Below are 24,250 nucleotides of genomic sequence, written 5' to 3'. Positions count from 1 at the left end.
AGGTAAAAAGAAGGACACACTTTCTTTCTTGGTAAAATATTTATTTCCGAAGCAGAAGCGTCCCATGCTTCCAATCCCATACTTTAGAATTTTCAACTAACAACCCATCAGCTTATTATACAAATTTGCACATAAGAACATCATCAATATACTCACCATTATGTAACTTGTATTCTTTCATTAAACGGCCTTCTTCCAAAAAGCCCATCTGCTTGTACAGGGAAATGGCTCTTTGATTGGTTGAAAAGACCCCTAAACTTATCTTTTCAATTAACGGGTTTTCTTCTGCCCAGTCTACTAATGCCTTTAAAAGCGCCTTCCCTATTCCCATGCCTCTGTAATTTTTACTTATCGACATTGAAACAGAGCCAGTGTGTGATAATCTCTTCCTTGTTTGTGAACGAAATTCTATCGATCCGACAACTAGACCATTCACTTCTGCTACAATAAGAGTATCTTTTATGTTATCCAGTATACTTAGTATTCGTTCTTTCTCCTCATGTAATGGCGTTTTTTCCACCTCTTCTGATACTGCGATAAAATATTCATCCTCAGAAATAACAGATCTCCCAATATCCAAAAGTACCTCCGCATCCCCTAATTTACCATTTCGAATGATGTATTCTACATGATCTTTAAACATTGGTATTAAAGTCCTCCTAAGTGATGATCTCTAACAAATAAATACGACATTGCATTATAATGTCCTTCTTCAACGTTCTGGCCCTTTACTTGCACAACCCTGTCCCACAATTACAAATTCAATCATTTAAATCACCAACTCACCCAGTGTATATTCACGCGTTAATAAAAAAGTGCACTCCTCCTTATTAAAGAAACACACCCGTTAATTGAATATCAAAGATAATTTGTCGCTGTTTCAACATCAAACATTTCACTTTCTCTTAAAAATTGGGAAACTAAATGGACGTGGGCCGCACCTATAATTAACACGGTTCTGTCTGAGGGGGAGCTTGTTATATTTGCCAAGTTGGAGTATATTATTAAGTTTCTTTGGTACCACCACCTGAGCCAATCAATGCCAACGTAGTCATCTTCACTTCCTATGCGTGCCACTGCCATATACATTTCGTGTTCTTTTTTCACGCTGCTTTCTCCATTCATTTCTTTCATTAGGTCCACTATGCTTTTGTCGGCTAAATTGAAATCTCTTTGCGAACGATATTTTTCATCTATGTATTTGTAAAGTTTGGGTTGTTCGATTTTCGCCCATTCAAAAACCTGACCAATTCCCCTGTTTCCGACGGTTTCCATCCAATCAATTGCATAAATCTTTTTGTGTTCTAGTTCTGATGCTATTCTAAAACCATATTGGTGAATTTCATCAATGGCCAGCTTAAAATCTTTGTTCAAATACTGCTTGTATTCTTCATTTAATTCCTCTTCTTTTTTTTTTACTACTTCCACAGCCAGTTTGGTTGGATTGAACCTTTTTACTTTTTCTACAACTTCTCTTATTTCTCTTTGTCTTCTATCATTTAATAGGTCATCAAATTCTACTTTATAAATATCTGGGGTATACCTCATATGAAAGGTACCTAACACCATTATTTTAGGTTTATGTGGCTCCATGCTTTAATCCCCTCCAGGACTCAGAATTTATGTGACTTCTGTAGGTAAATGTGACATCCCTTGTTTTTCCATTAACCTGCCCATAATACCAATTATTTCAAAATACAGCCCTTTACTCAAGGAAAACTTCAAACAAAAAAGAAGCTCATCCTGTTCTGGATCAGCCCCCGTTAGCGAAAGTAGCTATTTCATTTTTATCCCTTGTTTTTGTGCATAATCGTTAATTTCTTTTATTAGGTTTTTTCTATAAATAGATGTACTATATGGAATATCTCTTTGGCTTTCACCACGAAATGTATATTCAGGAAAGATAATAAAGTTGTCTTGGTCCATTTTTTTTATAATATACTCGTTACCTTCAAACTCGCCATTTCTTATATGAACATTTAAGATAAAGTTCATTATTTCAACATATAAATCTTGATACATTATTTCTGATTGTAAAAACCTTTTTATCACATTATCCATATAACTCGCTCCCTTATTGCACTCTCGCCATCTTTTTTATAGGTCAACATTAACATAGTATTCCATTAACCTGCCCCAATAATTGAAGATGAGCAATAAAATAAGCTCATCGGGTGCTCTTCTCTTAATGCCCCCTTTAGAGCAATAATATATTATTCATTATTTTTACTTATGACCCATTTAACAGCGTCTAAAAGGTTTTCAGCAACATAATCTGGTTCAATTTCTGCCCATTTACCCCTGTATTGATTTAGAGAACCATCTCCCCATCCTGTAAGCACCAAAACTTTCATTGCTCCAACAGAATGAGCTGCCAACATATCAGTTGAACCAACGTCACCAATAAATACAGTTTTTTGTTAAATCCAATTCATATTTTTTTGATGCTTGCAAAAGCATTCCTGGTTTTGGCTTATGACAATGGCAATTATCATCTGAACTATGTGGACAAATAAAGGCATCATCAAATCCATATGATTGAAATTCCTTGTGAAAATCATCGAGAGTAGCTTCACCTCTACTAATTCTATGTTGATTAGTACAAGCAAAAGTTTTAATATTATTATCTTTTAAGATATGTAATGCAGATCTACTGAACGAAAATGGGAGAAATCTTTCGGATGAATAAAGTGTCCAGTACCACCAATAGTTCCATCACGGTCAACAAAAACTGCTTCAATATTCATCGGTTTGGTATCCCACCCTTTTTTATCCTATCTTTTCAATTAAACCTGCCCAATCGAACATTGGGCGGCTGCTTGTTTATCAAAAGCCCAGATTGTTGAAGATCTGCCGGATTCATTTACTCCGTTATATTTAAATGGAATCCTCTTTCACAACGTTTACTTTATTATTGAATAAATACAAGTGTCTGTTAGCTTGCTGCCATCTGCGGATAGATCATCATTTCTTAAGGTACCTTCTAATTCAAAACCTAGTTTTTCTGGAATTGAACGACTTTTATAGTTTGTTGATTCACATCTTATTTCAATCCTTCTGAATTTGAGTTTCTGTAAGCCAAGGTTGGTTAACTCACTTACTGCTTCTGTCATATATCCCTTGCTACTAAATTGCGAGTTAATCCAGTATCCAATTTCACATTTGGAGATCTTCCAATTAACTCTGTGAAGACTGGCAGTTCCAATAAAATCATTCGTATCCTTATGAAAGATAAGATAGCGAAAGCTTTCTCTTTTCAAAAAATCTATATGGGCGTTTCTCAGGAGAATTTCTGTTTCTTCAACAGTAGGAATTGCCTGGAATAAAGACAACCATTGCTTTAGCTCATTAATTGAATCTTTAATAGCTTGGTGTACTACATTCCCGTCACCAGCTTGTTGTGGTGCTCGAAGAATTAGTCTATCCGTTTCTATTTGTAACGGAACATCTATTAAAATAGGATCCATATCATTTCTCCTTTCTACACTTTAAATTAAGATTTAATGAAACTACCCCTTTTTTTATAATTAACCCCAGTTTAGATTCATTTAATTTCTGTTAATGTAATTCAACAGAAAGTACATTAATCCTCCAAGGAATCAATGTACTGATATTTGTTATTAAATTAACCTGCCCAATTGAATAAAACCAGTAGACGGGATCATTTAAGTAACCTCAAAAGAATGCACTACACAAGGGAGTCTTCATCAGAGAATAGCCTGTCTTTAACATAATTCACTTGCTCTATCATATGACCAATATTTCCTTCTCCAGCATATAAGGACATATCAAAAAAGTTATGATCTAAATCAGACCAATAAAGAATATTTTCATCGCCAATAACCGATACATCCCTTCTTAATCTACCAACATATACTTCAACGTAACAGTCTTGAAGATAATATTTAAAATCCATTAAATGATGAAGTATTATATCTTCACTGGAAATATTAGTTTCTTCAAGAAGCTCTCTGTAAGCGGCATCTTTACCTGTCTCTCCATTTTCAATTTTTCCTCCTACTAAATTACTCAATCCTTTATAAGGATTCTTCAACCTTTCACACATTAACAACTTGTCCATACCTTTGTTATAAACCATCAATACATTATAGCCTTGCATTTTATCACTTCCTCATTGAGAGTTAAACTGCCCTTTAGCTTAATGAAGCATGGGGACGGGTTCCTGTGCTTCGAAAACAAGGGTACCGTCCCCATCCTTCTCTAAAAGGGCTTAGAGAAGAATTCCTCTAAGCCCTTTTTAAGTGTATCTTGCTATTGAAATTCCACCTGAATACTGACAATTTCAGACCGCGTCCCGATCCGTATCGGCGGTCCCCAAAAGCCGAATCCGGATGTGACGATGGAGTGCATTTGTTCCTTTTGCAGATGGCCCCAATCATTTTCGTAAATGGCATTTGTGAACAGGTTGCCTGGAAAGACCTGCCCGCGATGGGTATGGCCGGACACCATCAAGTCGATGCCTTCCTGCTGGGCGATGTCCAGGTCATATGGCTGATGATCCATTAAGATGGTTGGTTTTTTATCATCCGCTCCATCCACCAGTGAATCCAAAGGCAATCGTCCGTCGTCGATTCGGTCTTTACGGCCGATCAATGTGAATTGTCCTTGGACGTCTGCTGTCTCGTCATACATTACGGTGATTCCACCGCGCTCCAACGCTTCGATCAATTCCTTCATTGTGCCCTCATGACGGTCATGGTTGCCAAGTGATGCATAGACCCCGAGGGGTGCTTTCAGCTCTGATAAAACCTCATCAATGTTCTGGTCGAGGAATGGCTGCACATCATCATCGAAAAGATCGCCAGGCAGGAGCACGATATCCGGATTGAGGGCATTGGCTTTTTTTACAAAACGCTCCGCATGATCTTTCCCTGACAGCAGGCCAAAATGCATATCCGCTGCCATCACAATATGTAGATTTTCGATTGAAGAAGAGCCTTTATCTATCTGGATTTGATAGTCGCGGACCACTGGGCTGAAGGCGTTATAGCTGCCATAAATCATAAAGAAGATCAGAAGACCGAGAGTCATGAAACCAGCCCACTTCTGCGTCCCATGCCTCGGCAGCCGGGTGAGCCTCAGAAGGATGACCGTTAGATGGGCAAGCGGAACCAGCAGCAGGAGCAAGTAAAAGCACGCCATCCAGTAGGCGCCGATAATGTTGATGAAAGTGAGTCCTGTCATACGCCCGACCATAAATGAACTGGCTGCCATTATGACGATCACGCTATAGAGAATCTTGAAACGTCTGCTTGAAGACTCCGGGCGCAGCCAATGCAGCCCCCGCCAGCCGATATAATAGACAAGGCCGCCGTAAAGCAGCAGTGTAATGAGCATTACAACAATGAACATAAGAATTCTTCATGCTCCTCTTTTCTTTTATTTTAAACACTTCCCTTTTTATAGTATCAAAGTACTCGCGAAAGCACTAAGGTCAGCTCTCTATGCTATGGTGCTTCCAGGGCTATTCGCTTTAAGCAAGGAAGCAAGGAAGCATGGCGACCGTTCTTATGAGGTGCCTGTCCCCTTGACCCGCAGAACAAGAAAAAAAGCCAATGGCCCGTCCAAGCGTACGCCGTGACTGACCTTTGGCTTCTTAGTAGGTTATCGCCTCTGATATCTGCCTATTATAAGCAAGTTCATCCACGACAACGGTTACGTTTGGATGAAGATGAAGGGCAGATGCAGGGAATTGTTCATCGATTTTCCCTGTGAGCAATTGCCCGATTGCTTCTTTCTTTTTCTCACCTGAAGCAAGCAGCAAGATTTTTTTGCTGTATAAGATGGATTTGATGCCCATCGTGATAGCCTGCTTTGGAACTTCTTCGATTGAAGAGAATAACCGGGCATTTGCTCTTCTTGTGGATTCTTTAAGCTCTACGATATGGGTCTGTCCTTCAAATGAACTTCCCGGCTCATTGAATCCGATGTGTCCATTTTCACCAATACCGAGAATCAGTAGGTCAGGCGGACCGATAGTATTAATGATGCGGTCGTAGCGCTTGCATTCTTCTTCCAGATGTTTTGCTTTGCCATCAGGGATATAGGTGTTTCTTGAAGCTATATTCACAAGGGAAAATAAATTTTCCTTCATGAACATATGGTAGCTTTGAGGATGGGTTTTGGATAAACCAACATATTCATCCAGGTTGATGGTGGATACCTTCGAGTAATCCGTGCCGCCAACTTTATAATCCTGGACAAGACGCTCGTATAATCCAAGCGGTGTACTTCCGGTTGCTAATCCAAGCACGCTCCCCGGATTGTACTGCACCTGCTTTTGTATACATTCAGCCGCGAACCGGCTTAATCCTTTATAGTTGTCTTTAACGATGATTTTCATAGTCTTCCTCCTTACTCTGTCGTTTATCTGCTATCCTTTGCACATCGGAAGCCCATGTGGGTTGTGGAACTGTCTATGGTATTGGATGTCCGGGCAGAGACTCTGTACCGATTGCAATAAGACTCATGACACAGGAAAGACCCGCCGCGTATTATTTTCGTGTCTCCCTGCGCTGGCCCTTGAGGGTTACGATAAACTTTCTCTCGGGGATAGAAGGGACTGAACCAGTCACTGCACCATTCCCACGTGTTGCCAGTCATATTGTATAGACCGTACCCATTAGGCTCGAAGGTATGAACCGGCGCAGTGCCCAAAAATTCATCCTCCGCTTCATTTTCATGCGGGAAATTCCCCTGCCAGATATTGCACCGATGCTCCCCATCTGGATTAAGGTCGTCCCCCCATGGAAACTTCTTCTGCACCGTCCCTCCGCGTGCCGCGAATTCCCACTCGGCTTCAGTCGGCAGCCTCATTCCCGACCACTGGCAAAAAGCCATCGCATCTTGCCATGAAACATGGACCACCGGATGGTCCATCCTGTCTTCAATCGAGGAGCAGGGTCCTTCGGGGTGGAGCCAGGAAGCTCCTTCCACCGCTCCCCACCAAGGCGTTTCTCGAACAACCTGCTTTACATCTTTCCTTCCTATCTCAGGTAAAAAGGGCAGGAACACAAATGACCAGCCATACTTTTCAGCATCCGTTCTATAGCCCGTATCCTTGATAAATTCGAGGTACCGGGCATTACTCACGGCATAGGCGTCTAAATAAAAAGAATCTACATAGGTTTTTCTGACAGGACCTTCGCCGTCTGAAATGTGGCCGTCCTTATCCTCTGTACCCATTAAAAATTCCCCGCCTTCAAGGAGGACCATTGAATCCGGGACCTTTTCTCCCTTCCACGGTTTCACCAGTTCTATTTCCCGTAGATTGGGGTCTGTATCTCTTTTCACTGTGCAGCATTTCGCCATTATCAACTACCTCCCGTTAAAAAATCACACGTCCTATCGTGAAGACGTTAATCATGATGATGACTATCAGCGTGACATTAAATAGCGACTCCACCTTCCCGCTTCCGAATCGTCTGGCCAGAATGCTTCCGACGTAACCTCCCAGCACGCCGCCTCCGATCATATAAGGAATCATAGACAAATCGAAAATGCCGAATCCAGTTGAAAAGAAAATCGTAATCAGTGTTGACAGTTGAGAAAAGAAAATAATCAAGATGGAATTGATGGTGGCGTCTTTTATTCCCATCGAAAACACAAAGATGAGAACCGCAACATTCAACGGACCGCCTCCGATACCCAGGAATGCAGACAGCAATCCTAAAACCAGTCCCACCACAATAATCATGAAGGGGGCCGTCATGTGGAAAGACCTGAATTTTTTTAGAGAATTAAATAAAATCAAACCCAGCAGCAACACAAGGATTGAACTTTGAATCAATGTAATGTCGCTGTTATCAATGTGTTCAAGAAGCTGATTGAAGATCGCTTTTCCACTGATACCGCCGATAGTCGATCCAAGTGCCAGCAAGGAGCTCACCTTCCAATCCAGCTCGATTTTAGATCGCTTTTTCTTCAACAGAGAAACAGCGGCCATCGCAAAAACCGTTGCAGAAGAAAGCGTGCTGACCGTCCCTGCATCATATGTGCCGATGGCATCGAGGACGGGCTTGATGATGACCCCGCCTCCTATTCCTGTTATCGCACCAATAGATGTCGCTATGAACCCGATAAAAAAATATAAAACTATCATACAAACTCCCTAACCACGAATTTTACTATCCGTAAATCAATCTTGCGGCCACTGTTCATAATCCTCTGGATTCTTTGAGCTTGGTTTTAGACTGCTCCTCTTATTCACCTTCCATGAAGGGGAATAGTCTAGCTTTCCGTCCAGCAGCGGATCCCCCGTCTCCTTTTGCCAATGATGAAGAGCGCGCCTCATCATAATCAGCGGTTCATCGTAATCCGAGTCATTCACCAGATTCTTCCCTTCCGCCGGATCAAAATACAAGTCGAACAAATACTCTTTTTCTTTGGATTTCTCCGCCCAGCCATGCTGGATGAGCCTTTCCTTAAGCTCTGATTCATCACAGTTTGAGAGATTGTATTTCGTCCATTCCCCGTCGAAATACTTGATGTACTTGTATCTCGATGTCCGGATACAGCGGGCAGGTTCATATGACGTGTGGAAGTTCGTTTCGGCAAATACAGCCTCCCTCGTCTTCGAGTACGGATCCTGAAACATTTCGATGAATGAATGTCCTTCGAGGTGACCCGGCTTCTCGAGACGCAGGCAGTCACAGATTGTAGGGAACACATCCAGATGCGAAACAAGCTGATCGGATACACGTCCAAAGGAAGCTGGTGCCTCCGGGTTCCGGATGATCAGCGGAACACCGATCCCCGCATCTGACAGGCTGCCTTTCATGAATGGATTGGCGACGCCGTGATCCGTCGAGAAAATGATGAGGGTCTCATTGAATAGGTCCTGCTCTTTTAACACTTCCATAACCTTCCCGAAACAGGCATCCGCTATATGGGCCGATTTATGGAATTGGGCCATATCAAGTCGTGACTTCTCATCTGGGAACGTACCATGAGCCACCTCGATGTAATTCGGATTATAAACTCCTTCTGCCTCTTCCTCCGTTAACTCGGGATACTCTCGGTGAGTCGTGAAAAGGCCGTATGATAAAAAGAATGGCTTGCCTGATTTACCCCTGTTCCTCACATACTCCACCACCTTCAAGGCATTTTCCTCATCCCATCCCGCTAAAGAAGCACTGTCCTGATAACCCTCCATATCAGCTGTCAGGTGGGTGGTATATCCAAGTTCCTTCGCTGCTTCATGACCTTGTTCCAACGGTTTCCAGAAACGATGTTCATGCTGCACACCGCATAGAACCGTTTCATACTCCCTGCTCTGTAAAAAGGATGCCATATGCCAGTTGAAGTCCACCAGCTTAAATCCCCGATGTGCGAGGCCCATCATTCCATTCTGATGAGGATACGTCCCTGTCATGAAGGATGCCCGTGACGGGGAGCAGGTGGGACTGCCATTAAAGGCATTCGAGAACAGCAGGGCTTCCTGTGCAAAAGAAAAGAGATTCGGCGTGGGAACCTGCTTTCCATAAGGCTTTATATATTTTCCAGTATCATGCGTGTGAACATAGACAACATTCACTGATCGTCCTCCCCTTTCCAAAAAAATACTCTGTTAAAGGGTGTGGTGATGTAGAGTTTACAATCAACAACAGGCTTTAACAGAGCTTTGCGATTAAGGATTTTTGGTAAAAATCTTTTTACTGATTAGCCGCCTGATTTAAGACCGGCTTTTTATCAGCTGCTTCGTCTTTATGAAGATTTCTCTTGCGAATGAACATCGTCGTCAGTACAAACGGGATACCGCCGGCGATGATGTTGACAATCACATACTGAAGCATCGATCCATCAAGGTGAAGAAGGATACCCGGTATAACGGCTATTCCCATACCCGATCCAGCTAACCCGATGGCCGCTGAATACATCGCACCAATCGCACTTCCGATCAGTCCGAAGATAAACGGCCAGAAATTGACCAGGTTGACCCCGAAGATAGCAGGCTCGGTGATGCCGAACCATGCAGAGATTGCTGCTGAGTATGCAAGTGCTTTTTGTTTGCGGTTTTTGGCAAATAGAGCAAATGCAAGGACTGCCCCGGCCTGACCCGCTACGGCTGCTGAACGGATTGGCTGATAAATATTTTCTCCTGTCTGCTGCAGGAAATTGATATCGATGACCCATAATGCGTGATGAAGTCCCGTGATGACGAGTACTTGCTGCAGGCCTCCGATAAACATACCCCCAAGTCCAAGCGGAAGCGTGAATAACAGTTGGAATAGGTCGACTACACTTGATTCTATGAATCGTGCAACTGGCCCGATGGCAAATAGACCGATGAACAAGCCGATCGTCATGACGACGAATGGTGTAATGACAAGATCCAATGAATCCGGCACGATTTTACGTACGCGTTTCTCAAGATAAGCGGCTATGAAGGCCACACCCAATACAGGGATAACCGACCCTTGATAGCCGACAACAGATGATTCAAACCCGAATAATGATACTAAAATCGGTTCAAGATTCCCTTTCCCGACGGCTCCGGCTGAAGGCAAGATAGGATGTACGAGCATGAGTCCTATGATGAAACCGAAGATCGGAGTACCGCCAAACCGTTTCATGGCTGACCAGCCGACTAAAGCAGGCAGGAACGCAAATGGTGTATCGGTCAGAATCTGTGAGAATTTGTACCAGAATGTATCCTCTTCAAGCCATCCAAGATTCGTAAAGAATGAACGCAGCCCCATTAATATACCTGAAGCCACGATGACAGGAATGATTGGGATGAAGATGTCTCCGAATACACGGATCAATTTTTGCAGAGGCGTCATATTGTTATAGGCTTCCTCTTTCACACCGCCACTTTTGCCCCCTAGTTTTTCTGCTTCGCGGAATACTTCATTCACGGTCCCTGTACCGAGGATAATCTGGAACTGTCCGGCTTTAAACAATACCCCTTTTACGCCGTCGATCTCTTCAATCTGCTCACGATTGAACTGTTCTTCATCCTTCAGCATGATCCGCAGTCTTGTCGCGCAATGCTCCATGGCTTTGATGTTGTCGACACCGCCGACATTGTGCATGATTTCCTTGGCGACTTTCGCATAATTTAACCCCATTGTTCTCCCTCATTTCGCATTTATATTTTCTGACTTTTCGATAAACTGAAACTGCTTACATTCATTTGTGAAATTCTCTGCTGAATCCATTGAATCCAGCAGAGAATCGTTGCTTATTTAGTTGCTTTCGTTATCCATACCGGAGAAGACCATGCCTTCTCACCGTTTCGCTGGTGAACTTTCACCATGACATAATCCTGCTCATCCCCATCAATACCTTCAAGTTCACACTGATAGTTCACTTTGTAGGCTTTTTCAGGCACACCGCGATGGACCTTGAATTTGTATGCATTGTGCCAGAATGGATCCGAACGGTAAAAGTCGTCCTTCTCGAATTTTTCCCTTGCCAAAGTTTTCGAATCGTCCACCAATCCGACCAAATCAGAATCCTTTAAGATATCGGAAACTATATATTCATATGTTGTCCCGTCCAAATCGATTTGAATGGTCGAATTCACATCAGCCTCGATTTCAAATATCATCGCCTGATTCTGGATATAAGGTGTCGAATGATTCTTCTGTGACAGCTTGCCGTTTCCTGCATGGCCTTTACGCGTCACAATTTCGAAATCAACCTTTTCATCCTGATATTCGATGATTTTGGAGCCAGGAGATGTCCAAAGCTTCTCCACGTCATGGATCTTGCCTGTCGTTTTCACTGAGCCTTTCCAGATTTTCTCGTTGATATCAGGATAGACGCGCAGGTCAGGGCCCCAGCCCATTTCGAGTTCGAACTTGAACCTTACGATGCCTTCAATCTTGTCTTTCTCCCACTTGCCGTTGTGGATATACGTATCCTCCACGATACCATTCCGGATCACTTCAATTCGATCCAATGCATTTGTCGCTTCGACCTCCACATTCACCGCATAACGGTCATCCTCTTTGTGCTCGATGAAACTTCCCATCAACGCATCATTCAGCGTATAGTAAAGTTCGATCCGACTTCTCGTCACCCCATATACTTGGCGGTTCAAGAGTGCATCAAAAATCGTATCTTTATCATCGCTGTCAGCCCAGAGACCAAGGAATCCATTCCCAGTGATCGCTGATGAAACGTGGTTGTCACCTGAACAGATGATTCCAGTGATCGCCCCATTATTCAGGCCGCTCATCACGGTTCCTTTGCTGTCCCTCGGACCCATGTGAATGTGTACATTAAGCGGGATGTCATCAAAGTCGCTTTCAGATGAACCGTGGGAAGAGAAAATCTCAGTGAATGGCGAGTAGCGATAATCATGCGTCGCCCAGTTCTTCCCGCGGTGACCGACTGCATAGCCCGGATGGTGAGGAATCGCCATCGCGTCCCCAAGCGGAATGTTGTCACAAAGTTCCTTATACGTCATCGGGTGCGTCATGGCCTGGTCATTGTGACGATAGAACACGTTATGGTCACCGTCCTCACCGTTTCCTTGCCATTCATACCCCATATAGAACGGGAATCCATCCCCTTCCTTTTCCATGGCAAACTCACGGATTGCTTCCCAATCTGCATCACGGCGTTCCTCCGGGATCACATCCTCGAGTGGAAGACCTTTTTCTGAAAGTCGATGATGAAAAGGATAATAAGCAAGCGCCCAGAAATCAAGCATTTCTTTTGCAAAATCGTACCAGCTTTCTAACTGATCTAAACGGCCAGGATGTAAATTAGAATGGAAATCTGACCATAATACTTTTTTTGTCATTGTGATCAACCTTTCTATGATAGGATTCTGTTGGTTTGTATGCTAGTCCAGTTTCGGCCAGTGATCCTTATTGGCCTCGATCAAATCATTCAGGATCGCTTTCGCCTTTGGTGTATCCACGACGGTCCGGTTCAGTACAAGTGCTTTCAACGCATCGTCATAACTGTTGTTGTAGTAAGCATCGACCGTCAATTTTTCATATGCCAATTGATTTTCAAGCAAGCCTTTATAGAAAGTTGGAATCGGACCTACCCTTAACGGTTCAACCCCATTTGCATTCACTAGACATGGAACCTCTACCATCGCATCAGAAGGAAGATTTTCGATTGCTCCTTTGTTCTCAACCATCACGAGGAACATCTCACTCTCGTTATTGATGATCGACGCCATCAAATCAATGATATAATCCCCGTGTACGCCGCTTACCAATGAAGAACCTTCCACCGTTTGGCGCTCGTTCACATCGTCCAGCATCGAGAATACATTCTTTTCACGTCCGTTGATGACTTCGTTCGCCCGAGTATAGGTTGGGTTTGACTTCTCCACCATTTGCGCCGGGTATAAATAATACTGTAGATACGTGTTCGGGATGTACCCGTCAAAATCGCGCGTCATCTGTGCAAGCTGCTTGAATGTATCTTGCCATGATTCATCGAGCATTGCTTCTTCACTCGGAAGGATTTCCTTATCCTTCAAGAAGGAGTGAATTTCAGGAAGGCGGTCTTTTCCAGTTTCATCATAAAGCGCTGTGAACCATCCGAAATGATTCAAACCGAAGTATCTCGGTGAAAGCTGGCTTCTGTCTTTGTCCAAAACGGATGAAAACGCATCCATAATCGCAATCGGCATATCACAAATATTGATTAAACGCTTATCATCAGGAAACTCCCTTTTCGTAGCCTCCGCTACAATCGCAGCCGGATTGGAGTAATTGATGATCCATGCATCAGGAGAAAAGTGGCGGATGCCCTTCACAATGTCGATGAACTGCTGCAGGGTTCTCATACCGTAAGCAAACCCTCCAGGTCCGCATGTTTCCTGACCCACAGCCCCGTGCTTCAATGGAATCTGCTCATCATCCACCCGCATCTTCAAGCCGCCTGAACGAATCTGCATCAGGACGAAATCTTTATTCGCAAACGCTTTCTCTTCATCCGTCGTATAATGAATCTCTTCTACTTCCGGGTATTTTTCTTTAAAAAGGATTTCAGCGAAGCGGCCGACCTTGGCCTGTCTTTCTTCATCGATATCATATAGAGTAAGGCTTCTTATAGGAAGCTGATCTTGATAGTCACAAATTGTCTTCAATAATGCAGGTGTATACGTGCTTCCCCCACCTACAATCGTGATGTCCAGTTTCTTCATGAGACCATCTCCTTTTGCTGTTGTTACACTCATCATATGGCCGCTTCCCGTTCCATACAATACTTTGGCGAGACTCTGTGCCGTCTCATGAGAGGTTGTGACGTTTCCCACCCTGTGTGAAAAAGTGCCAAATATCCATATAAAGGAGATGAAGGTATTTCGAGTTCCTATATAAACGAGCTTCAAAGTGCTATAATATAAGGAAAAGAGATGGAACGTGAGGGGGGCCAACCGTTGAAATATCTAACGAAGATGATTCAAGAACATGAAGAACATCTATCAAATACCGACCTGAAAATTCTCGATTTCGTCATTGACAACGTACATGAAATCGACCGATATTCTATAAACAAGCTGGCAGACAGCTGCTTTGTATCGAGGACAACCATCCTTAGGCTGGCGAAAAAACTTGGATTTTCCGGATATTCAGAGTTTCGTTCCTATGTGAAATTCAATAAAGAACAAATCAATCAATATACCACTCCTGACATCGAGCAGAATTTCCTTCGTAAAGACATAGAGAGAACCGCCGAATTATTAAAGAAAGAAGCAGTTGAGAATCTGGTCACTGATATGGTTGAAGCGAAACGCGTCTACTTCATCGGATCATGGCTCCTGAAGACGAGCTGCTACTACACGGCTAAGCGGCTGAACTACTACGAGAGCAAATTCATCTCTCCGCAAAATGACGAAGAAATCGACATTTCGTTTCTTCACGATGATGGAATCAACGAAAATGCAGTCGTCATCTTCCTCTCGTTCTCAGGGGAAACACCGAAGATCGTCAAGTACGCCAAGAAAGCCGAAAACCTGGGAGCCAAAACCGTCTCGATCACATCCATCTCCAAGAACCAGCTGGCTAAACTTTGTGATGTCAACTTCTGGGCATACTTCTCCATGATCTACGAAGACACCCACAACGAATGTATTGCATCGAACCTGACGATTGATTATATCCTGGAAGAAATCTTTTTGAGGTATTTGTCGCGGAAAGGGATTTTGAATTATTATTGATTTATAACGTTAAAATCCCGGGCTATGACCCGGGATTTTGTATTCTTTATTTACCAACGTAATAGGCTACTATATTCAATGAAAATAAGAAGTGGCTTTTGCCTGTAGTATAGGCTTCGGGTTTTATCATCGTGGGGACGTTTAAGGAGTCTAAGAAGAAAAATTCAAAGATGAAGTCTAATCATCGGGACAAGAGCAATAATGTTATGTTCTCTTCAATCAAATATCCACAAAAATGATACTTTTCCCAAGCACACGCAAGCAACCATACAGTAATATTCAATCGTTTTCTTTGCCCCCACCAACCCCAGACCAACTCCCCCCAGTAACCCTCTCCCTCCTAACCAGCCCCTCCACCTCCATCCACGTCAACACATCCATCATCACCGCAAACCCCTCTTTATGTAAAAAAAACATCCCCTTCTCACAGCAAGCCCGCCATATCTCCCCATAACTCAAGAACCCCAGCCCGTCCTCCCTCATATCCGCTTCCCCCATCATGTCGATCACCAGCTGGTAAACCTTCCTGCCCTCCTCTAAAAAAGAATCCCGCGCCTCAACCGCCACCTTCGTCATAAACACCGCCATCATCTCCCCATCTTTTTTAATAAAATTGACCATTCCAACTGGGTCAAGGTACCTGTCCCCTCGACTCACACCCTCACCCAAACCGGGACAATGAACCTGTCCCCTCGTCCCAACGCCTACCCAATCCATCACTTCCCACTCCCACTGAACCGCCCGCACTCCTTCTTAAACCTCACCTTCACCGTCCCAACCGGCCCATTCCGATTCTTCGCCACCTTCACCTCCACAACATTCCCCTCATCAGACGCGCTGTTATAATACTCATCCCGATACAAAAACAACACAATATCCGCATCCTGCTCTATATTTCCGGAGTCCCGCAGATCCGACAGCCTCGGTCTCTTATCATCTCTCGACTCCACACCCCGAGACAGCTGCGAAAGCAGGATGATCGGGATCCCGAATTCCTTTGCCATGCTTTTCAGCTGCTTTGTGATATGTCCGATCATCAGGTCATGCCGGTCGAACCGCTCCTTCACGTTGATCAGCTGGAGGTAATCGATCACCACCAAAAACGGTTCGGTGGGATGTTCCCGTCTTAGATTCATGATCCGCTGCCGTATCTCCATCAACGTGATCAGCCCGTTTTCTGAGAATGATAGATTCGCTTTGTAGACCGAGTTCAACGCCTCCTGCATCCTCGGCATTTCCTCCTTCGATAAATATTTATACGGGTTATGCCATTTCATCATGTTGATGTCGGAGAGATTCGAGAGCAGCCGCTGCATGATTTGTTTTGAGCTCATCTCGAGGGAAAAGAGGAGCGACACCCCCTGTTCACGGGTGCATTCCCATGCGAGCTGGATCGCGAGTGCCGTCTTCCCCATCGACGGTCGTGCCGCCAAGATGATGAGCTCGCCTTCCTTCCATCCGCCGGTCAGCCCGTTCAGTGCAGGGAACCCGGTGTTCACTCCCGGCATCCCGCTCCTTTCCTCGTAAAGAGATTCATAGAGTTCCATGAGGAGACTTTCTTTCGTCTCCTCATCCTTCGATACTTCGGTATGCATCTCAATGAGTGCTCTGTACAGATCCTGTGCGGAATCAGGGGTGCTGTCGTTCAGAAAATGATTCGCCGAATTCCGGATCAGACCCAGTTCGTAGTATTTCATCACGATCTTCTCGTAGTGACTGAGATTCGCGACGGTCGGACAATACGTCGCGAGCTCAAGGAGATAGGTGACGCCCCCTGCATTCTCGGTTTGATCCTGAAGCTCTTCGACAAGCGTCACCGGGTTGATCTCGATATTCTTTTTCTGCAGCTCCTTCATCGCCCCGAAAACGATCCGGTTCCTACTCTGTGTGAAGTGCTTCGGTTCGAGGCTGAGCTGGTGGATCATGTCTTGCTTTAACAGCACAGCCCCGAGGATCATACTCTCTGCTTCATGCAGCAGCCTTAGGACCGCTTCATCGCTGCCAAGGTTTCTTGGGTCCGCCCCACCGTTCAATGTGTTCAACTCTTTCCACCCCCTCCTTCTCCCATTCCCCCAGCATGTCGAGCACGGTCGTTTCCGTCTCCGGCATCACATAAAGCTGGGAGACACTCGGTATATATTTGTGCTGCCTGATATGATCTTCCATCCGTTTTTCCACCTGTCTGAAATCACACTCCCGAAGCAGCCCGAACCACAGATTCATCGTTGTATCAGGCAGATTCTTTGTGGGATACGCCAGATGCAGCTGTCTCATAAGCTCCCTGAACTCCTCAGTTGTCATAGTCTTTCAGGCTCTCCTCCAGCCGCTCAAGCATCTCATCCAGCTTGTCTATCCTGACTCCCGGCGACTCCCGTCTCTCCAGTGCCTTCAGCAAATACTTCGGACTGTGGATTGTGGCATTCGGCTCATGCACCTTGACTTTCTCAAACTGCTCATCCATGAACGCCTTCAGCTCATCCACCGTCATCTCATGCAGGCTGATCTTCTCAAGCGCCATCTGATCAACCGGTGACAGCGAAAAACTTCCTCCCCTCCTCACCAGGAAATGCTCCGTGATCAGCGTCAATCTATCTGCCATAGTATTCGTTAAGGTGGTGAGTGTTTTTTTCTTTTCTTTCTCTACCTTCTTTACAATCTTCTTTTTGTTTTCAACCCTGTCACAGCGCTCCCCCAACCCTGATTCAAGTCTCGAAGGCAAAAAAATATCAGCACGGTTTTCATGCTTCTCCGTATCCGCCTCTTCCCCTTCGTTCCCCGTTACATCCAGAGGCTGTGGATCCCGGGCTTCCCGCACCGTAAACACATATCCGTGCTTGAACTTCTCTGTCATTAATAATCCGGCCTTCTCCAGTCTTTTAATCGAGCGCTGGATCCTCGAGTTACTATACTCATCCTTCTTATTCCCGCTATAGAACCAAAGATTTTCCCGAATCTTACTGATCGACTGCACAAACTGCCCCTTCTTCAAAACGCGATGCCCCAGCACAACACCATCCTTCACCGCTGCATGACCTGCAATCCACAAATAAATCCGAACATCCTCCGGGTGAAAAAACACCTGCGACTGCAAAAGCTCCTTTTCAATCTTCATCCATCCACTCGACAACATTCCAATCACTCCTTTTTCAACTTCACTTTCTATATAGTGAATGAGCGTTGAAAAGGACACCCTGATTCAAATCTTTTTCAAAAAAATTCAAAGCCCGTCCCGGACTGCACTCACGCAATCCGGGACGAGCCATCATCAGTTGCAAGAAAGAAGCACGGGGTAACTCCCCATTCTACCCAAGGAAAATAAATGGCATCATCTACCTACTTTCCGGTAAGATAAAATAGACAGACAGTTTACTGAAAATTAGAATAATAGATTGTGAGACAGGAAACGGAATAACCAATGGAGGGTTGATATGGCGTTTAAATTGTACATCGTGGTTCTGCTGGTCTTTTCGGTGGCGAATTTGGTTTTTTTCATATTTCAACCATTAAAATATCATTTGTCTCTTCGGACACTGCGGAAAATTCTTTATACGTTGTTTATAGGAGCCATATCCATCGGTTTATTGATGGACGAACTCCACTTGTCTAATTGGGAGTTCATCCTGACTTTGACAGCCATCGTGATTTTTATGGATTTAGCCGTTCTTCTGACTCCGAGCATTATGAAGATTTGGAGTGCCGAGTTTCAATACACTGATTATGTGGAAGATATCATCAAGACCAATGACAAGATTCACAAGGCCATGGTCTACCGGGTTGAAGCGATGTCTGAAATGATTCAGAAAAACAATGAGCTCCTCCCACCCTCAAGAAGTTACACGGAACAAGAGCTAAAAAACTATCTGGATCTTTACGCTGAGAAGTTTGGCTTCAAAGTACAGATTCATCGGATCCGGGATATAGAGTTTTCAGCAGATGATGTAGATCCCGCTGTGATAGGAGGACTGGCTGCTGATGAGATCCAAATGCTTGTCGAAGCCTATCGCTTAACAGAAGGAATCAGGATGACAGTGGAACAAATCAAGACCATTAACAATTTTGACCTAAACAGTGAGGAAGAGGATGTTGATAGCCTGGCACAATCAGCTGTCGTGTCCCTTGTTGAGGACGAGAGCATGCTTGTACCGGTCTTTATGAATACAGACCAGTTCATTATCGTCTTGAAAAAGGAAATGGGTGATGTACTAGAGGTAGATGCGATCCACATCACCAATTTAATCTATCTCTTCTATTCGCTTTAAAACGAATCGTGGTATAATGATAGAAAGACCACTTCATAAAGGGAGGGTTTTACATGATCGGACAATTTAAAGAAAAAGAATCAAGAAAAGGCAAAGTGATCACCGTAAACGGCCGGCGGGTCAAAGTGTCAGCCACCGCTTCCAGAGTGACCCACCTATCTGAGAAATCAACGAGCAAAATGTCCCGCAATGTCCAACAGCTGAATAAAAAGGTGCTGCAATTCATCAACAATCAATAGAGAAACGACTCGCAGGAAGCAATTATGCATCCTGCTTTTTTATTTATCTGTATACTTCTTTCCACTCCTGAATAAGATGGATAGTAACGGAACCCTGACAGGAGGGAAAAAACATGGACAAGGATCAAAATAAGAAACCAACCCCAAAAAAAGTCACGCATCTCAAAGGTGAAACGAAAATAGATAAAAAGAATAAAGAAGCATTGAAGGTTATTAAATCGATTAAGGGGATGTTTGGTTGAGTTCGTAAATAGACAGGAATCGTTTTAAAAAGAATATGAAACATCAAAAAGCAAGCATGGAGCTCGCTTTTTTTGATGTTTACATGGTGTGTAACTGTTATCTCCAAAATAAAAAGCCCCTAATCATTCAGGGACTTCTTCATAGACAAATAAAACGATGCACTAGATGAGTTTCAATTTATATTACCTGCCTATTATTCTTATTCTTAAACAGAAAAAACCCAAACCATACTACAAGGAATAGATACCCGAGTACGGTAAAGTAAGACCAAACAGCTCCATCCTGCAGCTGACTGACCAAATGCTCAAACTCATTCATTTCTTGTGCCCTGCCAATGCTATTCATAAAGCCGACCACCGGAATAGTAAGAGTGAATAGAATGGCCAAACCGGATATACCCTTATGCTTCTTTTTTACAAAGCTAAATATCGAAGCCACTAACACTGTTAAGAAAAAGAGGTAATACATAGCCCAAAACCAAGCAGGCAGCGTTTCCCCAAACATATCCTGTCCCCCCTCATTTCAATCTTTTTATAAAAAACCACATAAATTCACAAACCGCTCCAATATACCTATATATCACCATTCTACAAATACATCTAATATCCTTCACTTTTCTCCTTATTTTAGGGAGTTGAAATCTTTAGGCATGCTTAAAAAAATCACTGAAAGAATAGTTGGTTACTTAAAAACAGATTCCGATACTTATTTTAGGCATTGATTCAGACAACAGCCCCGACTCCAGAACACTTCTCTGAGACCTCACTCCTATTTTCTTAGTCACCTTCTACATAGTGACCGAATTGTTAAACTCCAGGAAACAATTACGTCATATTTCTGACATAAATTTATCGTAGTCTAAATTCATTGGGACAAGGGGGCTGGGTCTTTGACACATCCGCCTTTCCCAGTTTCGAAAAGATCATGTGAATTGACAAGGGACAGTCCCTCTGTCAAGAGGAGGAAGAGGATGAATTTTATTAAACGAGCTTGGTTGAGTGTGAAAGCAAGAAAAGGGAAAAGCCTGCTTCAGATTTTTGTTTTTTCTGTGATTTGTGTGTTGGTGCTGGCCGGGCTTTCGATTCAAACGGCTGCCCAAAAATCCGGGGAGCTTGCGAGGCAAAAGCTTGGAGCGGATGTCACGCTTCAAGTAGACATGGAGAAACTACGGGAAAACATGCAATCCCAACAGCAATCTTCAGGTGAACGGGTGCGATTCCGGCCTGAGCCTATTCCAGTAAATTCAGCAGAGGAATTAACCTCATACCCGCAGATTAAGGGATATAATTTTTACTCCTCCACGACTGCACTGGCTGCTACGTTTGAACCCATTGAAAGTACTGAAGATGCAGAGGAAACAACAACCGAAAGTACGAATGAGGCCCCGGGACAAGGCAGAATGGGAGGAATGGCACAAGGTGATCTTTCCATCCAGGGAGTTACCTATACAGACTCCTCAACAGAGTTCATGGACGGGACATCGGCTCTGGTAGACGGCGAACATATTACTGAAGAGGATACCGGAAAAAATGTCGCACTTATTGAGCAGACCCTTGCGGAAGAAAATGATCTAACAACCGGTCACACGATAACCGTTACAAGTCCTCAAGACGACTCTATTACAGTCGAACTTGAGGTAAAAGGAATATATTCTACATCCTCATCCGGTTCAGACCAAGGCATGAATTCCACTGCCCTCATACCATATAACAAAATTTACGTTCCCTATACGGCTTCAGCAGCGTTAAAAGGGCACGATTTTGAAGGGACGATAGACAGCGCTGTTTATTATATTGAAGATCCCTCTGAAATGGAGAGTTTTGTAAATCAAGCTCAGCAGGAAAGCAGCATTGATTTTGACACATTCAAGCTGGATGCCAATGACCAGCTTTATCAACAGATGGTCGGTCCGATTGAAAATGTGGCCAGTTTTTCAAATAACATTGTGTATCTTGTCTCGATAGCCGGCGCCATTATTTTGGCTTTAATGATCATGATGTCAATACGGGAGCGAAAATATGAAATGGGTGTGCTCTTAGCAATTGGAGAACTGCGCTATAAACTGGTCGGACAGTTTATCGTCGAAGTCTTACTTGTGGCCGTTATATCCTTCGGGATTGCAACAGCGAGCGGCAATGCTGTTGCTGATCAAGTAAGCGATCAGCTCCTGAACCAGGAAATGGAGTCAGCGGAACAGATGAATACACCGGATTCATTCAGGGGTGGAGGAATGGCAGGAAGAGGAATGCCAGGATTACAAGCAGCACAAAGCCCGCAAGTCGACACAATCGAAGACTTGGACGTCAGCGTAACTGGGGATAACTTGGGACTCTTAGCCATAATCGGACTTATCATCGTAATAACAGCTTCTCTACTCCCGACGTTTTCAGTCATCCGGCTTCAGCCGAAGACGATTTTAAGCAGGCAGGACTAGTTCCCAATAAGGAGATGGATACACATGACTTTACTTGAATTAAACAATGTCAGCTATTGGTACAAGCATGAAAATAAACGACACGATATTCTGCAAAACATCAATATCAGCTTTGAACGCGGGATGTTTTACACGATCGTAGGACCATCCGGTTCAGGTAAAACGACTTTTCTGGCTCTTGCGAGTGCACTGGATGTACCGAAGGAAGGGACGATATTATATGAAGGAAAAGAAATAAAAAAGATCGGCTTAACGAAGTTTCGAAGCCAATACGTCTCAATCGTCTTTCAATCTTATAACCTGTTACCCTACATGACGGCTTTACAAAACGTCCTGACGGGGATTGAAATAAAAGGATCGAAGCGAAAAAACAAAAAGGAATTTGCTTTGCACATGCTCGAGCGGGTGGGAATCTCAGCAGAACAAGCCCGCCAGAAAGTCTTGACGCTGAGCGGAGGACAACAGCAGCGTGTTTCCATCGCACGTGCTCTTTGCTCGGATACAGATTTAATAGTAGCAGATGAACCAACAGGCAATTTAGATGAATCCACAGCAAAAGAAATTGTCGACCTCCTTCAATCATTGGCTCATCAAGAAGGGAAATGTCTAATCGTTGTAACCCATGACCAAACCATTGCAAGCAAGTCAGATAAGATTGTGAAACTGTCTAAAGGAAAACTACCGTTGACAGACAACATGAAACGTTCCTTTCCTCTCACTCAACAGTAGTTAAAACTTATTGAGACTCTCTACTCAACGTATAGAGAGTCTTTTTTAGGATACCCGGAGACTGTTCTCACTCCGAACCTAGCCGTGCAGGGGATTACGTTAAAATCAGCAAAGTAGAGCGGGAACCGTCCCCACTCTACTCTCTACGTTAAACCTTTATTATTGTTCTTCCTAAATGCTGACCATTTTTTACCGCTTCAATGGTACCAGGTAAATCATTTAGTGTTATTTCATTTACTAGAGAAGTTTTTGAAATATTCCACTCATTCGCTATTTTCTCCCAGATATAACTACGGTTTTGAATAGGTACATTAACTGAATCTATTCCTAAAAGGTTAATACCTCTGAGAATGAATGGCAACACCGTTGAGGTTAGTTTCATACCACCAGCATTTCCGCACATACTCATACTTCCACCATAAGCAATTTGCGGAATCAATTTAGAAGCGACCTCTCCTCCAACAGTATCTAAGACAAAGTCAAACTTTTGTTTATTGAGTGGCTTGTTCTGTTCTCCTAACTCACTTGCAAAAACGACTTCTGTTGCTCCCAATGACTTTGCTACCTCTTCTTGGTGATCTTTGCGAACCAATGCAGAGATATTTTTGTAACCAACTTTAGAGAGCATTTGGAGCGCAATACTCCCGACTCCGCCAGTTGAACCTGTGACTATAATTCTTGGGTTATGACTGATATCCATACCGTTCTTTTCGAGAGCCATGATGGATAGTGCTGCTGTAAAACCTGCTGTTCCAAAAACCATAGCATCTTTGAGGGTTAAATTGTCTGGTAAAGGAACAATCCAATCAGAAGGAACTCTAGCATATTCTGCAAAGCCTCCAGTATGGGTCATTCCCATATCAAAGCCTGTAACGACCACTTTCTGTCCTTCCGTGTAACGGTTATCGGATGTCTGAACAATTGTACCACTTAAATCAATGCCAGGAATCATTGGATAATTTCTTATAACGCCTCCATTTTTTTGTACAGCCAGCATATCCTTGTAATTGATTGAAGAATATTCGACCTTGATCAAAACGTCTCCGTCAGAAAGACTGTTTAGAAGAACATTCTCTACACCATACTGTACTGAATCTTCATTTTCTTTTACTACAATCGCCTTGAAACTATCCACAACGATCCACTCCTTTCATTTGCAACAAAACATTTCTGCACCAAAAGTATTTCA

General features: G+C 43.6%; 27 protein-coding genes. 7 read left to right on the top strand and 20 right to left on the bottom strand.

The window, feature by feature from the left end; translation table 11 throughout:
• Positions 1-115: 115 nt before the first annotated feature.
• The 7 genes from AAEO50_RS02595 to AAEO50_RS02565 all read right to left on the bottom strand — a co-directional run bounded on the left by AAEO50_RS02595 (position 116) and on the right by AAEO50_RS02565 (position 5,373).
• Positions 116-649, bottom strand: coding sequence for an N-acetyltransferase family protein (locus AAEO50_RS02595; protein ID WP_425383141.1), 534 nt, complete (start codon positions 647-649; stop codon positions 116-118).
• A gap of 209 nt (positions 650-858) precedes the next feature.
• Positions 859-1,593, bottom strand: coding sequence for a DUF5694 domain-containing protein (locus AAEO50_RS02590; RefSeq protein ID WP_341980099.1), 735 nt, complete (start codon positions 1,591-1,593; stop codon positions 859-861).
• A 183-nt stretch (positions 1,594-1,776) separates the two neighbouring features.
• Entirely contained in the window at positions 1,777-2,061 is a 285-nt protein-coding gene (locus tag AAEO50_RS02585; protein ID WP_341980097.1) for a hypothetical protein, read from the bottom strand.
• Between the two features lie 152 nt (positions 2,062-2,213).
• Complete coding sequence (locus tag AAEO50_RS02580; RefSeq protein ID WP_341980224.1) at positions 2,214-2,405, bottom strand: HAD hydrolase-like protein; 192 nt, start codon at positions 2,403-2,405, stop codon at positions 2,214-2,216.
• 498 nt (positions 2,406-2,903) lie between these two features.
• Positions 2,904-3,467, bottom strand: a complete 564-nt coding sequence (locus AAEO50_RS02575; protein WP_341980095.1) for a GNAT family N-acetyltransferase — start codon at positions 3,465-3,467, stop codon at positions 2,904-2,906.
• Positions 3,468-3,688: 221 nt separating this feature from the next.
• Positions 3,689-4,120, bottom strand: coding sequence for an NUDIX hydrolase (locus AAEO50_RS02570; RefSeq protein WP_341980093.1), 432 nt, complete (start codon positions 4,118-4,120; stop codon positions 3,689-3,691).
• A 152-nt stretch (positions 4,121-4,272) separates the two neighbouring features.
• Positions 4,273-5,373: a metallophosphoesterase gene (locus AAEO50_RS02565; protein WP_341980091.1), complete on the bottom strand. Its 1,101-nt coding sequence runs from the start codon at positions 5,371-5,373 to the stop codon at positions 4,273-4,275.
• Between AAEO50_RS02565 and AAEO50_RS02560 the strand changes: the two genes are divergently transcribed.
• The gene (locus tag AAEO50_RS02560) at positions 5,366-5,602 is read left to right on the top strand and encodes a hypothetical protein (RefSeq protein WP_341980089.1); all 237 of its coding nucleotides are present in this window, start codon (positions 5,366-5,368) and stop codon (positions 5,600-5,602) included. The two genes, AAEO50_RS02565 and AAEO50_RS02560, sit on opposite strands and share 8 nt — an antisense overlap.
• 15 nt (positions 5,603-5,617) lie before the next feature.
• Here the strand turns inward: AAEO50_RS02560 and nagB are convergent, their stop codons facing one another.
• From nagB to AAEO50_RS02525, 7 genes are all read right to left on the bottom strand, one after another.
• Entirely contained in the window at positions 5,618-6,364 is a 747-nt protein-coding gene (gene nagB / locus AAEO50_RS02555) for a glucosamine-6-phosphate deaminase (RefSeq protein WP_341980086.1), read from the bottom strand.
• A 23-nt stretch (positions 6,365-6,387) separates the two neighbouring features.
• Positions 6,388-7,332 carry a formylglycine-generating enzyme family protein gene (locus AAEO50_RS02550; protein ID WP_341980084.1) on the bottom strand — a complete coding sequence of 315 codons (945 nt, stop codon included), beginning with the start codon at positions 7,330-7,332 and terminating at the stop codon, positions 6,388-6,390.
• Positions 7,333-7,348: 16 nt separating this feature from the next.
• On the bottom strand, positions 7,349-8,122 hold the full coding sequence (locus AAEO50_RS02545) for a sulfite exporter TauE/SafE family protein (protein WP_341980082.1): 774 nt from the start codon (positions 8,120-8,122) through the stop codon (positions 7,349-7,351).
• 36 nt (positions 8,123-8,158) lie between these two features.
• Positions 8,159-9,556, bottom strand: coding sequence for a sulfatase (locus tag AAEO50_RS02540; protein ID WP_341980080.1), 1,398 nt, complete (start codon positions 9,554-9,556; stop codon positions 8,159-8,161).
• A gap of 118 nt (positions 9,557-9,674) precedes the next feature.
• A complete protein-coding gene (locus AAEO50_RS02535) occupies positions 9,675-11,093 on the bottom strand; it encodes a PTS transporter subunit EIIC (protein ID WP_341980078.1) in 1,419 nt (472 codons plus the stop codon).
• 113 nt (positions 11,094-11,206) lie between these two features.
• Positions 11,207-12,778: a hypothetical protein gene (locus AAEO50_RS02530; RefSeq protein WP_341980076.1), complete on the bottom strand. Its 1,572-nt coding sequence runs from the start codon at positions 12,776-12,778 to the stop codon at positions 11,207-11,209.
• A 42-nt stretch (positions 12,779-12,820) separates the two neighbouring features.
• Positions 12,821-14,176: a 6-phospho-alpha-glucosidase gene (locus AAEO50_RS02525; RefSeq protein ID WP_341980074.1), complete on the bottom strand. Its 1,356-nt coding sequence runs from the start codon at positions 14,174-14,176 to the stop codon at positions 12,821-12,823.
• A gap of 201 nt (positions 14,177-14,377) precedes the next feature.
• Here AAEO50_RS02525 and AAEO50_RS02520 point away from each other — a divergent pair, with 201 nt between their 5' ends.
• On the top strand, positions 14,378-15,157 hold the full coding sequence (locus AAEO50_RS02520; RefSeq protein WP_341980072.1) for a MurR/RpiR family transcriptional regulator: 780 nt from the start codon (positions 14,378-14,380) through the stop codon (positions 15,155-15,157).
• 279 nt (positions 15,158-15,436) lie between these two features.
• Here the strand turns inward: AAEO50_RS02520 and AAEO50_RS02515 are convergent, their stop codons facing one another.
• From AAEO50_RS02515 to AAEO50_RS02500, 4 genes are read right to left on the bottom strand one after another with little or no spacing between them, the layout of a single operon-like run.
• The gene (locus tag AAEO50_RS02515; protein ID WP_341980070.1) at positions 15,437-15,874 is read right to left on the bottom strand and encodes a hypothetical protein; all 438 of its coding nucleotides are present in this window, start codon (positions 15,872-15,874) and stop codon (positions 15,437-15,439) included.
• On the bottom strand, positions 15,874-17,199 hold the full coding sequence (locus AAEO50_RS02510; protein WP_341980068.1) for a replicative DNA helicase: 1,326 nt from the start codon (positions 17,197-17,199) through the stop codon (positions 15,874-15,876). The genes AAEO50_RS02515 and AAEO50_RS02510 overlap by 1 nt, the downstream gene beginning before the upstream one ends.
• Complete coding sequence (locus AAEO50_RS02505; protein ID WP_341980066.1) at positions 17,150-17,458, bottom strand: replicative helicase loader/inhibitor; 309 nt, start codon at positions 17,456-17,458, stop codon at positions 17,150-17,152. Before AAEO50_RS02505 ends, AAEO50_RS02510 begins: the two co-directional genes overlap by 50 nt.
• Entirely contained in the window at positions 17,448-18,347 is a 900-nt protein-coding gene (locus tag AAEO50_RS02500; RefSeq protein ID WP_341980064.1) for a hypothetical protein, read from the bottom strand. Before AAEO50_RS02500 ends, AAEO50_RS02505 begins: the two co-directional genes overlap by 11 nt.
• 238 nt (positions 18,348-18,585) lie before the next feature.
• On the opposite strand from AAEO50_RS02500, the gene AAEO50_RS02495 reads away from it, so the two are divergent.
• The 3 genes from AAEO50_RS02495 (at position 18,586) to AAEO50_RS02485 (ending at position 19,897) form a co-directional block, all read left to right on the top strand.
• A complete protein-coding gene (locus tag AAEO50_RS02495; protein ID WP_341980062.1) occupies positions 18,586-19,416 on the top strand; it encodes a type II toxin-antitoxin system SpoIISA family toxin in 831 nt (276 codons plus the stop codon).
• A gap of 53 nt (positions 19,417-19,469) precedes the next feature.
• Positions 19,470-19,655 carry a hypothetical protein gene (locus tag AAEO50_RS02490; RefSeq protein ID WP_341980060.1) on the top strand — a complete coding sequence of 62 codons (186 nt, stop codon included), beginning with the start codon at positions 19,470-19,472 and terminating at the stop codon, positions 19,653-19,655.
• A gap of 113 nt (positions 19,656-19,768) precedes the next feature.
• Complete coding sequence (locus tag AAEO50_RS02485; RefSeq protein ID WP_341980058.1) at positions 19,769-19,897, top strand: hypothetical protein; 129 nt, start codon at positions 19,769-19,771, stop codon at positions 19,895-19,897.
• Positions 19,898-20,075: 178 nt separating this feature from the next.
• Here the strand turns inward: AAEO50_RS02485 and AAEO50_RS02480 are convergent, their stop codons facing one another.
• Entirely contained in the window at positions 20,076-20,402 is a 327-nt protein-coding gene (locus AAEO50_RS02480; RefSeq protein ID WP_341980056.1) for a hypothetical protein, read from the bottom strand.
• A 466-nt stretch (positions 20,403-20,868) separates the two neighbouring features.
• On the opposite strand from AAEO50_RS02480, the gene AAEO50_RS02475 reads away from it, so the two are divergent.
• Both AAEO50_RS02475 and AAEO50_RS02470 read left to right on the top strand, forming a co-directional pair.
• Positions 20,869-22,332, top strand: coding sequence for an ABC transporter permease (locus AAEO50_RS02475; protein ID WP_341980054.1), 1,464 nt, complete (start codon positions 20,869-20,871; stop codon positions 22,330-22,332).
• 24 nt (positions 22,333-22,356) lie between these two features.
• Complete coding sequence (locus AAEO50_RS02470; RefSeq protein ID WP_341980052.1) at positions 22,357-23,061, top strand: ABC transporter ATP-binding protein; 705 nt, start codon at positions 22,357-22,359, stop codon at positions 23,059-23,061.
• A gap of 148 nt (positions 23,062-23,209) precedes the next feature.
• On the opposite strand, the gene AAEO50_RS02465 is transcribed toward AAEO50_RS02470, so the two are convergent.
• A complete protein-coding gene (locus AAEO50_RS02465; RefSeq protein WP_341980050.1) occupies positions 23,210-24,196 on the bottom strand; it encodes a YhdH/YhfP family quinone oxidoreductase in 987 nt (328 codons plus the stop codon).
• Between the last annotated feature and the right edge of the window lie 54 nt (positions 24,197-24,250).

The organism is Rossellomorea oryzaecorticis, assembly GCF_038405515.1.
GTDB lineage: Bacteria > Bacillota > Bacilli > Bacillales > Bacillaceae_B > Rossellomorea > Rossellomorea oryzaecorticis_A.
Note: the sequence above shows the minus strand (reverse complement) of the source record. Positions and strands in the feature narration are given on the sequence as shown.